Annotated in this window: 12 protein-coding genes; 2 read left to right on the top strand and 10 right to left on the bottom strand. The window is 61.6% G+C overall.

Annotated elements, in window-relative coordinates; translation table 11 throughout:
- Window positions 1-296: 296 nt before the first annotated feature.
- Both ACYVKQ_RS03800 and mnmG read right to left on the bottom strand, forming a co-directional pair.
- Entirely contained in the window at window positions 297-560 is a 264-nt protein-coding gene (locus ACYVKQ_RS03800; RefSeq protein ID WP_460575774.1) for a hypothetical protein, read from the bottom strand.
- A 121-nt stretch (window positions 561-681) separates the two neighbouring features.
- Window positions 682-2,544 carry a tRNA uridine-5-carboxymethylaminomethyl(34) synthesis enzyme MnmG gene (mnmG, locus tag ACYVKQ_RS03795; protein ID WP_460576065.1) on the bottom strand — a complete coding sequence of 621 codons (1,863 nt, stop codon included), beginning with the start codon at window positions 2,542-2,544 and terminating at the stop codon, window positions 682-684.
- A 456-nt stretch (window positions 2,545-3,000) separates the two neighbouring features.
- On the opposite strand from mnmG, the gene ACYVKQ_RS03790 reads away from it, so the two are divergent.
- Entirely contained in the window at window positions 3,001-3,390 is a 390-nt protein-coding gene (locus ACYVKQ_RS03790; RefSeq protein WP_460575772.1) for a hypothetical protein, read from the top strand.
- Window positions 3,391-3,531: 141 nt separating this feature from the next.
- Here the strand turns inward: ACYVKQ_RS03790 and ACYVKQ_RS03785 are convergent, their stop codons facing one another.
- The 7 genes from ACYVKQ_RS03785 to ACYVKQ_RS03755 form a co-directional block, all read right to left on the bottom strand.
- Window positions 3,532-4,260, bottom strand: coding sequence for an arginyl-tRNA--protein transferase (locus tag ACYVKQ_RS03785; protein WP_460575770.1), 729 nt, complete (start codon window positions 4,258-4,260; stop codon window positions 3,532-3,534).
- A 65-nt stretch (window positions 4,261-4,325) separates the two neighbouring features.
- Entirely contained in the window at window positions 4,326-4,814 is a 489-nt protein-coding gene (gene ybeY / locus ACYVKQ_RS03780; RefSeq protein ID WP_460575768.1) for an rRNA maturation RNAse YbeY, read from the bottom strand.
- A gap of 12 nt (window positions 4,815-4,826) precedes the next feature.
- Complete coding sequence (locus ACYVKQ_RS03775) at window positions 4,827-5,264, bottom strand: ATP-binding protein (protein WP_460575766.1); 438 nt, start codon at window positions 5,262-5,264, stop codon at window positions 4,827-4,829.
- A 40-nt stretch (window positions 5,265-5,304) separates the two neighbouring features.
- Window positions 5,305-8,736: a DUF4175 family protein gene (locus tag ACYVKQ_RS03770; RefSeq protein ID WP_460575764.1), complete on the bottom strand. Its 3,432-nt coding sequence runs from the start codon at window positions 8,734-8,736 to the stop codon at window positions 5,305-5,307.
- 191 nt (window positions 8,737-8,927) lie between these two features.
- The gene (locus tag ACYVKQ_RS03765; protein ID WP_460575762.1) at window positions 8,928-9,692 is read right to left on the bottom strand and encodes an exodeoxyribonuclease III; all 765 of its coding nucleotides are present in this window, start codon (window positions 9,690-9,692) and stop codon (window positions 8,928-8,930) included.
- 81 nt (window positions 9,693-9,773) lie between these two features.
- A complete protein-coding gene (locus tag ACYVKQ_RS03760) occupies window positions 9,774-10,139 on the bottom strand; it encodes a hypothetical protein (RefSeq protein ID WP_460575760.1) in 366 nt (121 codons plus the stop codon).
- A gap of 3 nt (window positions 10,140-10,142) precedes the next feature.
- Window positions 10,143-10,526, bottom strand: coding sequence for a carboxymuconolactone decarboxylase family protein (locus ACYVKQ_RS03755; RefSeq protein WP_460575758.1), 384 nt, complete (start codon window positions 10,524-10,526; stop codon window positions 10,143-10,145).
- A gap of 178 nt (window positions 10,527-10,704) precedes the next feature.
- On the opposite strand from ACYVKQ_RS03755, the gene ACYVKQ_RS03750 reads away from it, so the two are divergent.
- Entirely contained in the window at window positions 10,705-11,406 is a 702-nt protein-coding gene (locus tag ACYVKQ_RS03750) for a ComF family protein (RefSeq protein ID WP_460575757.1), read from the top strand.
- Window positions 11,407-11,485: 79 nt separating this feature from the next.
- Here the strand turns inward: ACYVKQ_RS03750 and ACYVKQ_RS03745 are convergent, their stop codons facing one another.
- A complete protein-coding gene (locus ACYVKQ_RS03745; protein WP_460575754.1) occupies window positions 11,486-12,751 on the bottom strand; it encodes an SUMF1/EgtB/PvdO family nonheme iron enzyme in 1,266 nt (421 codons plus the stop codon).
- Window positions 12,752-12,780 lie beyond the last annotated feature (29 nt).

The raw sequence follows: 12,780 nt of genomic DNA, 5'->3' as shown, positions 1-12,780 counted from the left end.
ATGGGGCTCAACGGCGGTGACACGAGGTTCAGTGGACGTGGCAGGAACCTCGACGCAGGTGACATGGACTTCGTGAGGGGTGACATGAGGTTCAAACACGGTGGCATGAACTTCACCAAGGGTGACATGAGCCTCAACGGCGGTGGCATGAGGTTCACCAGGGATGACATGAGGTTCGACGGAGGTGACATGAACCTCAACACGGGTGACATAGGCTTCAGCGCAAGTGACACGTCGCTGACGCAGAGTGACCCGGTTTCTAATTGGCCAAGCCACCGCCGGCTCCCTTACCGATTTCACATGCCCGGCCGCTCGTCGATGTAAAGCATTCCGATGACCAGCACACCTACCACGATGCTTCCGCCGACGAGCACCAGCAGCACCCAAACGGTGAGCAGCAGCCACACCAGCGCCCGGCCGAAGCGCCGGTGCCAGGCGGACTGGGCCGTACCAACGAGGCCCCAGAGCGCCAAGGGGGCCTGCAGCGCCAAGGTCGCCGCGGCAAGATGATCCGACCAGGTAATGTCTTGGTGCAGGTGGCCCGACTGGGAAACCAGCATGTAAATCAGCGTGAGCCCAAAAAAACCGCTTAAACCAACAGCCAGCCCGACAAACCTACCCAAGTGGTCGGCTCGTCGGACTGGCGGCGGCGCGGCGGCTGGCTCCATATCGGCCACTCCCCTACTTGCCCAAATACACCATCAGCACCGAAATGTCGGCCGGGGAGATGCCGCTGATGCGCGAGGCCTGCCCGATGGTTTCGGGCTGCACCTTCAGCAGCTTTTCGCGGGCCTCGTGCGAGAGGGCCGGCATGGCCCGGTAGTCGAGCTTGCCCACGATGCGCAAATCCTCCAGCTCGCCCATGCGCTGGGCCTGCTGGTGCTCCTTCTCGATGTAGGTTTCGTATTTCACGTGGATGCTGGCCTGTTCCAGCGCCTCCGCCCCGTAGGTTTGCAGGTACTGGTTCAGCTCGGGCAGGGCGCGCTGCAGGTCGGGCAGGTCGATCTGCGGGCGGCGCAGCAGGTTCACGGCGCGGGTTTTCTCGTGGATCGGGGCCGAGCCCAGCTCTTCGAGCAAGCCGTTGATTTCGCCCGGCTCCACCGGCTTCTTGCTCAGGTATTCCAGGATGTCGGCCGTCTGCTGGCGCTTTTGCTCCACGCGGGCCATACGCTCATCCGAAGCCAGGCCTAGCTTATGCGCCAGCGGCGTGAGGCGCAGGTCGGCGTTGTCTTGGCGCAGCAGGATGCGGTGCTCCGCCCGCGAGGTAAACATGCGGTAGGGCTCGTCGGTGCCTTTGTTCACCAGGTCGTCGATGAGCACGCCGATATAGGCCTCCGAGCGGCGCAGCACGAACGGCTCCAGGTCGCGCACCCGTCGGTGGGCGTTGATGCCGGCCATCAGGCCCTGGCAGGCGGCTTCCTCGTAGCCGGTGGTGCCGTTGATCTGGCCCGCGAAGTAGAGGTTGCGCACCGGCTTGGTTTCCAGCGTCAGGTTGAGCTGGGTGGGCGGGAAGAAGTCGTACTCGATGGCGTAGCCGGGGCGGAACATCTTCGCGTTTTCGAAGCCCGCAATCTGGCGCAGCGCCGCGTACTGCACGTCTTCGGGCAGCGAGGAGCTAAAGCCGTTCACGTACACCTCCACCGTGCTCCAGCCCTCCGGCTCCACAAAAATCTGGTGGCGGTCCTTGTCGGCGAAGCGGTTGATTTTGTCTTCCACCGACGGGCAGTAGCGCGGCCCCAGGCCCTTAATGCGGCCCTGGAACATCGGCGACTTCTCAAAGCCGGTGCGCAGGATGTCGTGCACCTTCTCGTTGGTGTAGGTGATGTAGCAGGGGCGCTGCTTGCTCAGCTGCGGCGTGTCGAGGTAGGAGAACTTGCTCGGGTTTTCGTCGCCGGGCTGCTCTTCCATCTTCGAGTAATCGAGGGTGCGGCCATCCACGCGGGGCGGCGTGCCCGTCTTCATGCGGCCCGTCTCGAAGCCCAGCTCGCGCAGCTGCTCGGTGATGCCGGTGCTCTTGCTTTCGGCCGCGCGGCCCCCGCCAAAGTTTTTCTCGCCGATGTGGATGAGCCCGTTCAGGAAGGTGCCGTTGGTGAGCACCACCGTCTTGGAGCGGAATTCGATGCCGAGCTGGGTGCGCACGCCCACGCAGGTGCCGTCCGCCACCAGCAGGCCGGTCACGGCCTCCTGCCAGAAGTCCACGTTGCGGATGCCTTCCAGCGTGAGGCGCCACTCCTCGGCGAAACGCATCCGGTCACTTTGCGCCCGCGGGCTCCACATGGCGGGGCCCTTCGAGCGGTTCAGCATCCGGAACTGAATCATGGTTTTGTCGGTGATGATGCCCGACTGCCCGCCCAGTGCGTCCACCTCGCGCACAATCTGCCCCTTGGCCACCCCGCCCATGGCCGGGTTGCACGACATCTGCGCAATGGTGTTCATGTTCATGGTGATGAGCAGCACCGAAGAGCCAAGGTTGGCCGCCGCGGCCGCCGCTTCGCAACCGGCGTGGCCGGCACCTACCACAATTACATCGTATTCCTGGGTCAGCATAGCTGGAGGGTTGTTTCGTCGGAGGGTATGAACAGGCGAAACCCCTGTTTTGTGCCCGGTTCTCTCAACTGTCTGTCATCCTAGAGGGGCAACCGTTTCCACGTCGGGCGGAAACGATAATCGGATTTCGGAGAGAAAACGCGAGGCCAACCCAACGTGCAAAGATATGTACTGACCCGTTTTTTGCGCACAATGAAACAAGAAACCCCTACTACTCTGAGTACCTGTTTTCGAAATATTTACTTCTGATACTGAGAAGGAACCGATAAAAAACCCTTTTAAACACAAATTACATTGCCTACGTTTAGGCTTACAGAGGTCAAAATACAGACCGATGCTGCATTTTATGTAATAACCACCCAAAACGGCTACCGAGGGCCAGCCTCCCTTATGTAAAAGCTCTTAAGCGAGCGAATTTTTATAATACTGTTTTTGCGTTTACCAGTTCTAACCATGAAGAAAAACCATAAAGTGAGCTTGCTTGCGCTGACTCTTGCTGCCTTGGTCGGCCTGTACAGTTGTGAGAAAAGAGCTGCCGAGCCGACCAGCAAGGTGCAGGCAAGCGCGAGTAACGCCGAGGAAAGCCCGGTAGTAAGCGAAGAAGATTTTGAGCGGGTGTTTGAGCAGTCTTTGCAGATAGTTTCCGAGGGAGGGCACTTCGTTACCAAAAAGGTAGAGGGAGGGTATCAGTTCACTGTTTACGGCGGCAATCCCACCCAAGAAAAAGTGGTATGCCGGGGAGGCGGGGTGAGCTTCGTAAAGTGTGTAAAGAGCTATGTTGACCAAGGCCACCACATAGATGTGTATGCTTATGGCGGCGACTACTGCGGCGCGATTCCATAAGCTGCGCCACGGCACAGATATAATAAACAAGCGCCAAAGCAATTGCTTTGGCGCTTGTTTATGGAAGGCATCTCGCAAAAGCTGATTTACAGAATAGAAGTAGGCGGTTATACGGTTTCGCTCTAATGCCCGACACAAGCCCTAGCCAGTTGCGGAGGCTTCGTCGTCGCGCGCTTCCCAGTCCACCAGCAGCGCTTGGGAATGGGCGGCTACCAGCTCCCAGGAAAACGGCAGCCAGCGGCTGGTGGCGGCGTCAAACACCTCCGTAGCCGCCGGGCAGGCAAAGAGCTTGTAATCGAATTTCGGGTAGCGGTGCACCACGTAGCCGGGGTAGTAGTAGGCGTGCCGCAACTGCCGGGCCAGGGCGATGGTGCGCAGCAGCAGGTACTTGCCCAGGCTGTAGCGCCGGTAGGCCGGGTCGTAGAAATTCATGATGCCCGAAAGGCTGCGGCTGCCCCGGTCAAAGATGCCGACGGCAATCAGCTGCTCCTGGTCGCGCACTTCCAGCACCTCCGTGGGAAACGCGTTGTGCCGCGCCCCGGCCAGCAGAAACGCTTCCACCGACTCCGGGGCGTCGAAATCGATGGCGCGGCGGTAGCGGGCGTACAGCTCCTCGTACTCCCACGTAAGGCGAAATGGCCGGCTGGTGGTACTGAACCGCTCGTTTAGCCGCAGCACGCGGCGCTGCGCGCGGCCGAACGACACCGCCGGCAAAGCCAGACGCAGCCAGTGTACGGTAAACAACTGGTCGTCGAGCGGCAGGAACCGGCAGGTAAACAGGTCCTGGTGCATGCGGTAATACCCCTGGCTCAGGTAAAAATCCAGCACGTCACCCGGAATGACGGCCGGCGCAGCGGGGCTGGCAGACATAGAAGGCGGTAAAGAAAACGCCCGCGGTTGGGCGGGCGTCGGTAATCCGTAAACGGGCAAAAGGCTTAGAAAGTGCGCAGGGAAAGGCAGTCGTCCTCCTTCTTGCGCATGGCCGTCTGGCTGAGCAGGTCCTTGTCCTTGTAGCCCAGCAGGTGCAGCACGCCGTGAATCATCACCCGGTGCAGCTCGTCGCGGAACGTGACGTTGTGCGTCTGGGCGTTTTCGCGAATGCGCTCCACCGAGATGAACACGTCGCCCTCGATGATGTCCGCGTCGTCGGCGTTGTCGAAGGTGATGACGTCGGTATACGTGTCGTGGTCGAGGTACTCCACGTTCACCTTGTGCAGGTACTCGTCGGAGCAGAAAATGTAGGTCAGCTGCACGATTTTGTGCTCGTGCACGGCTGCCACGCGCTCAATCCACTCCGTCAGCTCCGAGGCGTCGCCCAGCTCAAAATCCACGTCTTCGACGACAAACTCAATGCCCGGCGCGTCGTGCAGCGGGTCATAGGCGGGGTCGTCGTGGAGGGGCGGCAGCTGGTCGGCGTCGGACATGGGGGTGAAAAGTTAAGCTACGGCGTGGCCCAGGGAGTTTCCGTTGGAAGGCGGCAGGAAAAACGTGAGTTCCACTTTCCGGCCATCCTTGGTAAACTCCACCTCGTCGGCCAGGTGGCGGATCAGAAAGATGCCGCGGCCCCCGGGGTTTTCCAGGTTTTCGGGCGCCGTCGGGTCGAGCAGGTTGGTGTAGTCGAAACCGGGGCCTTGGTCTTCGATTTCAAACTTCACGCGGTCCTGATCGACGGAGAGGCACAGCAACACGTTTTTGTCCTTGTCGAACTTGTTACCGTGGCGGATGGCGTTGTTCACGGCCTCCGTGACGGCCACCATAATGTTGCCGTAGATGTCGTCCTCGATGTGAAACGTATCCTTCGAGTTGTCGATGAAACTCTCGACTACGCGGATGTTCTCGACGAGGGAAGGAATCTGGATTTTAACCTGCTTCATGGAGTGGGGGAAGGGCAACGGGGCGTAAAAATAGGCAGCGCTATTTCATTTTCTGAAAATACTCGCTCACCTCCCGTTGGTAATACGGAGTGAGGGCCGGCGGTACCGTACGTAGCAACTCCGTTTGGCGGTTACGCTGTTCCCGATATTTCTCAAAAGCAGGCGGAAAACCGGGGGGCACTGTCTTGGCCGTCTCGGCTTCGCGCTTGTTGTCGAGGTCCCGTTCCCGTGCCGATTTTTCGGCTTCCAGGAGGCGGCTCAGGATCTGACGCTGGCGCAAAACGGTTTGCTCCGTCAAGCGCTTGTTTACGAGGTCCTGCTCGGTTTGTTCCATCATCTTTTTCAGCTCGCCGAGGCCGCCCATGCCCTGCTCGCCCTTCTCCTTGCCGTTCTTGCCTTCCTTGGCCTGCTGCTGCATTTTCTCGAGCTGCTGCAGGGCCTCGCGCAGCATCTGCTGCTGGGCGGCCATCTTGGCCAGCTCCTCCGACAGCTGCCGGCCCTGCTTGCCGCTCTGCTGCAGCTGCTGAATCTGCTGGTTGAGCTGCTGCTGCAGCTTGCCCATCTGGCCCATGCCGGGGCTTTGCTGCTGGCCTTTCTTCTTTTTGCCGCCGGGCTTGCCCGAGCCCGACTTGTTTTGCTGGGCCTGGCGCTGCTGTTCCTGCATCTGCTGCAGGGCGTCGTTGAGCATCAGGGCCAGGTTGTTCATGCTGGTCATGGCCAGCTGCTGGGAGCCGGTGGCGCGCGGCACGTTGCGCTGCAAGAGCTGCTGCATGGCCTGGTCCATCTGCCCATTCATCTCCCCTACTTCGCGCGTCACGAAGCTCTGGAGTTGGAATACGCGCTTGGCCAGGGCATACAGGGAGTCCTGAATCACCACGGCGTCGTCGCGGAGCTTACGCTGGTTCTGGCTCAGCTGCAGGAAGCGCGGGTCCGACTGGTCGACCTGCCGGAACTGCTTCATCAGGCCTTCCTGGTCGAAGGAGAGCTTCAGTAGGTTTTCAAGGATGTCGCGCAGGTGGTCGATGTTTTCCTGCTGCTGATCGGACTCTTCCTCCTCCATCTGCTGGCGCATCTTCTGCGCCATCTCCTTCATGTTCTGGGCAGCCTCCTTCTGGTTCTGGCTGGCTTTCTGGTTCTGGTTTTTGCCTAGCTGCTCCTGGCTTTCCTGCATCTGCTGGTCCGTTTCCTGCTGCTGCTGCTGCATGGGGTCCAGGTTGTTCTGGTTGTCGAGCTGCTGGTCCATCTTCTGCAGCTCCTGCAGCTCCTTCTTCACCTCCTCAAAGGCCTTCTGGGCATCCTGCTGCTGCTGCTTGAGCTGCTCGTTTTCCTGGCGGCGCTGCTCGGCGGGCTTCTCCGCGGCCTTTTCGGTCTGCTCGGCCAGCTTCTGCTCCTGCTCGGCCAGCTTCTCCAGCTGCTCGGTGGTGCTTTCCATCTTCTGCTCCAGCTGCAATTGCTTGAACAGGTCCATGGCGCGCTCCAGCTCCTTCTCCAGCGTCTCCTCTTTGTTCTCCAGCTTCTCGAGCAGCTTCTGGATTTCCGACTCCGGCGCCTTCTGCTGTTGCAGCAGCTTCTGCAGCTCCTCGTACAGCTTCTTGGTCTTCTCGTCCATCATGGAATCCATCAGCTTCTGCAGCTCTTTGGCCTTTTCGGCCAGCTGCTGGCTGCGCGGGTCCATCTGCTCCTGCTTCTGCTGCAGCTGATCGAACATGCGCTTCATCTGCTCCAGCTGCTGGTCCATTTGCTGCTTCTGCTCCAGCATCTGCTGCATTTCCTTGCGGTCGGAGTAGCTCAGCTCCCGCTTGGTCTTGAGCTTTTCCTGGGCCTTGGCCAGCTCCCGCTGCAGCTTCTTGCTCTGCTCCTGGGCGCTGGTCATGCGCGTCTGCATGGATTGCGCGTCGGCGTTGAGCTGTTCGCGCATCTGGGCGCGGCTGGGCAGGCGGTACGTAATGGGTCGGGTGCGGGCCGACTTCGGGCCGTGCAGGCCGTCGTTGTCCCATACTTCCACGGCGTACTCAAGCTGGTCGCCGGCCTTGAGGCGCAGCGAGGCCAAGTCCCACTGGTGGGTGTACGTCTGAGCCGGGCCGTTATGGGCCAGGGCAATGGGCGCCGAGCGCCAGGCGCCGGGCCGCTGGGCCGTGCCCACGCGGTAATGCAGGGCTAGGCGCGAGAGGCCATAATCATCGCGCAGGGTGCCGGCCAGGGCCAGGTAGCGGCGCGTGGCCGTGTCAGCAAAGGCTTCGAGGGTGATGCTGGGCGCTTGGTCGGGCACCACGGTGAGCTGATACTCGATGGGGTCCCGGTTGGGGCTGATGGCGTTGCGCAAATCCACGCGGTAGGGCTGGCTGCGCAATACCTGGCGCGTGACGGTAAACCGGTCGTCGTCGGCGGCCTGCGCCGCGACGGTTTCGTTGGGGTCGCGGAATTCCAGCTTCACCTGCTCGGTGGCGGCGGTGTTGAACTGCCAGGTCAGGCGGGTACCTTCGGGCACGGTCAGGTTACCGTCGTTGCTCAGGTTTTCGGCGGCGCGGCGCAGGTAAGCCGGGTACTCGGCGCGCACCGTGAAGTCGCGCAGGTTGGGACGCTCCAGCACGCGCAGCTGGTAGTCTTCGGAGGTGAAGCCGGCGGCGGCCAGCTGAAACGCGGTGCTGCGCTGCGGCTGCTGGAAAGTGAAGCTGAAGCGGCCGGGGGCCACCTTGGTCAGGCGCCGCTCGCGGCCGTCGTAGAGCACCGTCACCTCGTTGGGCAGGGCGTCGCCCTCCACTTCCACCTCCAGCTTGAAATCCTCGTTCTTGAAGGTCTGCAGCCCCTTGCTTTTATCCGCCAGCACGAAGCGGAAGGGCATCGGCTTGGCGTAGGCGCGGCGGTAGTGGAAGATGCGCTCGGTGCCCTGCACGAACAGGCTGGGCCACACCAGCAGCAGGCCACCGGCCACCAGGGCCGGGATGGCCGCGTACTTCCACAGCGGCCGGGTGTCGTCCTTGATGCGGATGCGTTCGGCAAACTCCAGCCCCGAGAGCTGCCCGGCGCGCTGCTCCAGGCTGGCTGCAATCAGGGCGTTGTCGCGGGCCTGGCCCTGCAGCTGCAGGGCGTTGAGCAGCTTGTCCTGCACCTCCGGGTAGAGCTTGCCCACCTGCTGGGCCGCCTGCTCATCGGAAAGCAGCCGACGCAGGTTGGTCAGGGCCGCCAGCGGCTGCCAGATCCAGCGCACGAAGGCCCAGGCCGTGAGCCCCAGAAAGCCGAACAGCAGTCCGCCCCGCACCCAGGTGGGCAGGTACAGGAAGTATTCGAGCAGGTTGAAGACGACGAACAGCGTCAGCAGCAGGCCGCCGGCCACCAGGCCGCCGCGCACCAGCAGGCTGAGGTAAAACTTGCGCTTAAACGCCTCCAGGTGCTGCCGTACCCGTTGCCAGGTGGCGGTGGAAGCAGCAGAGGCAGAAGGAACAGATTGGGTAGCCGGCATATCGGACCTCACACAGACGAAACGGAGAAAGATACGGCGAAACGCGCCGCCCGGGCAGCGCGTCGCGAAGCCGCTGTGCTTCTAACCACTACCGGCCCGGAAAAGTGGCATCTGCTGTCGAGTCAGCGCGCTACCAAAACCGCAGCCTGCACCGGCAAGATGACAGCGTGCTTTGCCGGCACGCCCACCCGCCAAGGGTCAGGCTACGCCAGCTCCACAAAAGCCGGGCAGTGGTCGGAATGCACCGCGTCGGGCAAAAGACCGGCGGCGGCCAGACGGGGTTGCAGGCGGTTGTCGGCCAGCAGGTAATCCAGGCGCCAGCCCACGTTGCGCTGGCGCGAACCCGCCCGGTAGCTCCACCAAGAGTAGTGGTGGGGCGCGTCGCCGTGGTGGTGGCGGAACGAGTCAGTGAAGCCGTGGGCTAGAAACTCGGCAAACCAGGCGCGCTCGGCCGGCGTGTAGCCGGGGCTGTTCTGGTTGGCCTTGGGGTTGTGCAGGTCGATGGGCGTGGGGCAGCAGTTGAAGTCGCCGCAGATGATGAGCGGCGGCACCCCCTGGCGCAGGGCCAGGATGTACTGCGAAAACCACTGCAGCCACTCCAGCTTGAAGGCCTGCCGCTCCTCGCCGCTGGTACCCGAAGGCATGTACACGTTCAGCACCGATACTTCCGCGAAATCCACCCGCAGCACGCGTCCCTCGTGGTCGTAGGGCTCGTGGCCGCAGCCCATCGTCACGGCCTTGGGCACCTGCTTGGTAAAAATGGCCACGCCGCTGTAGCCGGGTTTCTGTGCCGGGTACAGGTAGCAGTGGTAGCCCAGGGCCTCGAAGCCGGCCACGTCCAGCGCCTCGCGCCCGGCCTTGATTTCCTGCAGGCAGAGCACGTCCGGATCGGCCTGCTGTACCCAGTCGAGCAGGCCCTTGCTCAGTGCCGAGCGCAGCCCGTTGACGTTGTAGCTGATGATTTTCAACTTTTCTGAATGGTCAAATGGTTGAATGGTTGAATGGCTGGCCGTGCAACGAGCTGTCCGAACGGCCACTCATTCAACCATTTAGCCATTTAAATTTTCCTGCTCTGCGAAGTATTCAAGGATGTGCCACTTGAGCATGCGCTCCTGCTCCTTGAGCGTGGCAAAGGGCACGGGCTGCAGCAGGCGGTAGTGCGGCCAGCCGTCCTCATCCACGCGCTCCAGCTCGTAGTAGCCCGAAATGCTGAACAGGCGGCAGGTGGCGATGTGCATCAAATCCTGCTTCTGCTCCTTCGAGAACGGGCCGAGGCCCTGCCCCAGCTCCTGCACCCCAATGAGCAGCAGCAGCGCGTTCAGGTCCGGCTTCTTGCCGAAGCGCTGTTTCAGCTCGGTCATTAGCAGCCACCAGCGGTGCTCAAACTGGGCCTCGGTTTCCTGCGGGTCGAGCATGGCTTACTCGGCGGCGTGTTCGGCGTGGGGCGGCGCCGGCGTGGCCGACTCCGCCTTGAGAGCTTCCCAGTACTCCACGGCGCGGCGGAAGTGCGGAATCACAATGCTGCCGCCGATCAGGTTGGCAATGGCGAAGACCTCGTACACCTCCGCGTCGGTCAGCCCTTCCTCGTGGCACTTGCCCAGGTGGTACTTGATGCAGTCGTCGCAGCGCAGCACCATGGAGCAGGCCAGGCCCACGATTTCCTTGGTCTTCACGTCCAGGGCGCCGGCCTGGTAGGTGTTCGTATCGAGGTTGAAAAAGCGCTTGATTACCTTATTATCCGCCGCCATGATCTTTTCGTTCATGCGCGAGCGGTAGTCGTTGAATTCGGTGACGAGGCTCATCCGGTGAGGTGGTGAGGGGTGAAAGGGTAAGTTGACGGCCAAGCGGCGCGGTCTTGCAAAAGGAAATTAGCGGCGCAAAGGTTTATATTAACCGGCAATTCTCCGCTTCGCCGCCGCTTTCCCCAAGCTGCCTTCTGCACACCTATTGCGTTTGGTTCTCCCCGATTCTGAACGCCCGATGCTTACCTCTGCCCTATCCGATTTCGTCGCGCTCATTTTTCCGCGCACCTGCCTGGCCTGCCAGCAGTCATTGGCCCGTGGTGAAACGCACTTGTGCACCGCCTGTCGCACGCAACTGCCCTACACCGACTACCACCGCCTCTCCCCGGCCGAAAACCCGCTGGCACGCCGCTTCTGGGGGCGTGTGCCCATGCAGTACGTATTGAGCTACCTGCGCTTTCTGCGCCGGGGGCGCGTGCAGCACCTACTGCACCAGCTCAAGTACCAGGGGCAGCGCGAAGTAGGAACGGCGCTGGGCCAGATGTACGGGCAGGAGTTGGCCAGCAGCGGTCTGGGCGCTGACGTCGACCTGATTGTACCCGTGCCGCTGCACCGGCGTAAGCTGGCCAAGCGTGGCTACAACCAGTCCGACACTTTTGCCGAGGGCCTCGCGGCCAGCCTACAGGTGCCGTGGTCGGCTGAGGTGCTGCGCCGCAACAGCTTCACCGTCTCGCAGACGCGCAAGAGCCGGGCCGAGCGGTGGCAGAACGTGGCCGACGTATTCGAAGTAGCGCAGCCCGAAGCCATCCGCGGCAAGCACGTATTGGTAGTCGATGATGTGCTGACCACCGGTGCTACCCTCGAAGCCTGCGCCCTCACCTTGCTCGATGCCGGCGCAGGTACCGTAAGCGTGGCCACCATCGCCTGCGCCGAGCATTAGGAACGATAACCCCGAAAAACAAAACGGCCCGGACTGCGAAAGTCCGGGCCGTTCAGATGATGGGGCTACCCCTGTTGGCTTACTTGTTCGAGCCGGGGTTAATCATGGCGCAGCGGAAGCCGATGGAGGCCGTAGCCGAATCCTGGGCCATGAAGCGACGCGTGCCGGGCGACAGCCAGTACGCTACGTCTTTCCACGAACCGCCTTTGTACACGCGCACCTTGTCGTCGATCAGCGACTGGTAGCCTTTCTTGTCGTACTTGGTTTCTTCGTCCAGCACGCCGTTGCGACGGAAGGGGTTCAGGTCTTCCATGTCTTCAAACGAGAGCGGGCGGTATACGTCCTGCACCCACTCGTTCACGTTGCCGGCCATGTTGTAGAGGCCGTAATCGTTCGGGGGGTAAGCGTACACGTATTCGGTAATCATGGCGCCGTCGTTCAGCGAACCGGCAATACCGGCGTAGTCACCGCGGCCACGCTTGAAGTTAGCCATGAACTGGCCCATCTTCTTACCGTAGCTGTTACGCACCTGACGGCCGTCCCAGGGGTATACGCGCTTGTTTTCCTGGTTTTCGTTGCCCACTTCCTGGGTGCCGATCATCGCCTGGGCAGCGTACTCCCATTCCGCTTCGGTAGGCAGGCGGTAGTTCGGCAGGGTGTTGCCGTTCTCGATGGAGATTCGGGTTTTGCCTTCGCCGTCGGTCGTGCCTTCAGCGCCGGCATCGGCGCCATCAGCCGCGTCGTCGCCGCCTTTCTTCTTTTTCTTGGACTTCTTTGGCTCGCTGCTGGCATCCGACTGGCCCGCCAGGTTTTCGTTCACCTTGGAGGTACGCCAGGTGCAGAAGTCGTTGGCCTGCAGCCAGCTTACGCCTACCACGGGGAAGAAGCGGAAGCCGGGGTAACGCAGGTAGTAATCGACGTAGGGGTCGTTGAACGACAGGTCGCGGGCCCATACCGTCGTGTCGGGCAGAGCCGACTGGTAGAACTCCTCCGACGAGTCTTTGCGCACGTAGTGCAGGTACTCCAGCCAGTGGATGTTGGCCACTTCGGCTTCGTCCATGTAGAACGAGGCCACGGTCACGGTGCGCTCGAGGTTGTCGTGGGTCATGGCCACGTCCTCTTCGCCCGAGCCCAGCACGGTCCGGCCGCCTTCAATGAAGACCAGGCCCGGGCCTTCCGGGATGCCTTGGTAGTCAGCCACCTTCATGCCTTCTTCGGTGTTGTACTCAATGCCCGTAGTGGACGAGTACTTACCGGGCTTTTGAGCCGAGGGCGGACCGCTTTTGCAGGCCGACAGGGCGCAGGCGCCAACGCCGGCGAATAGCAGGTACTTGGAAAAATTCATACTTGTTTACGTGGAACTCCTTGAGCGGA

It is taken from the genome of Hymenobacter coalescens (assembly GCF_054783195.1).
Note: the sequence above shows the minus strand (reverse complement) of the source record. Positions and strands in the feature narration are given on the sequence as shown.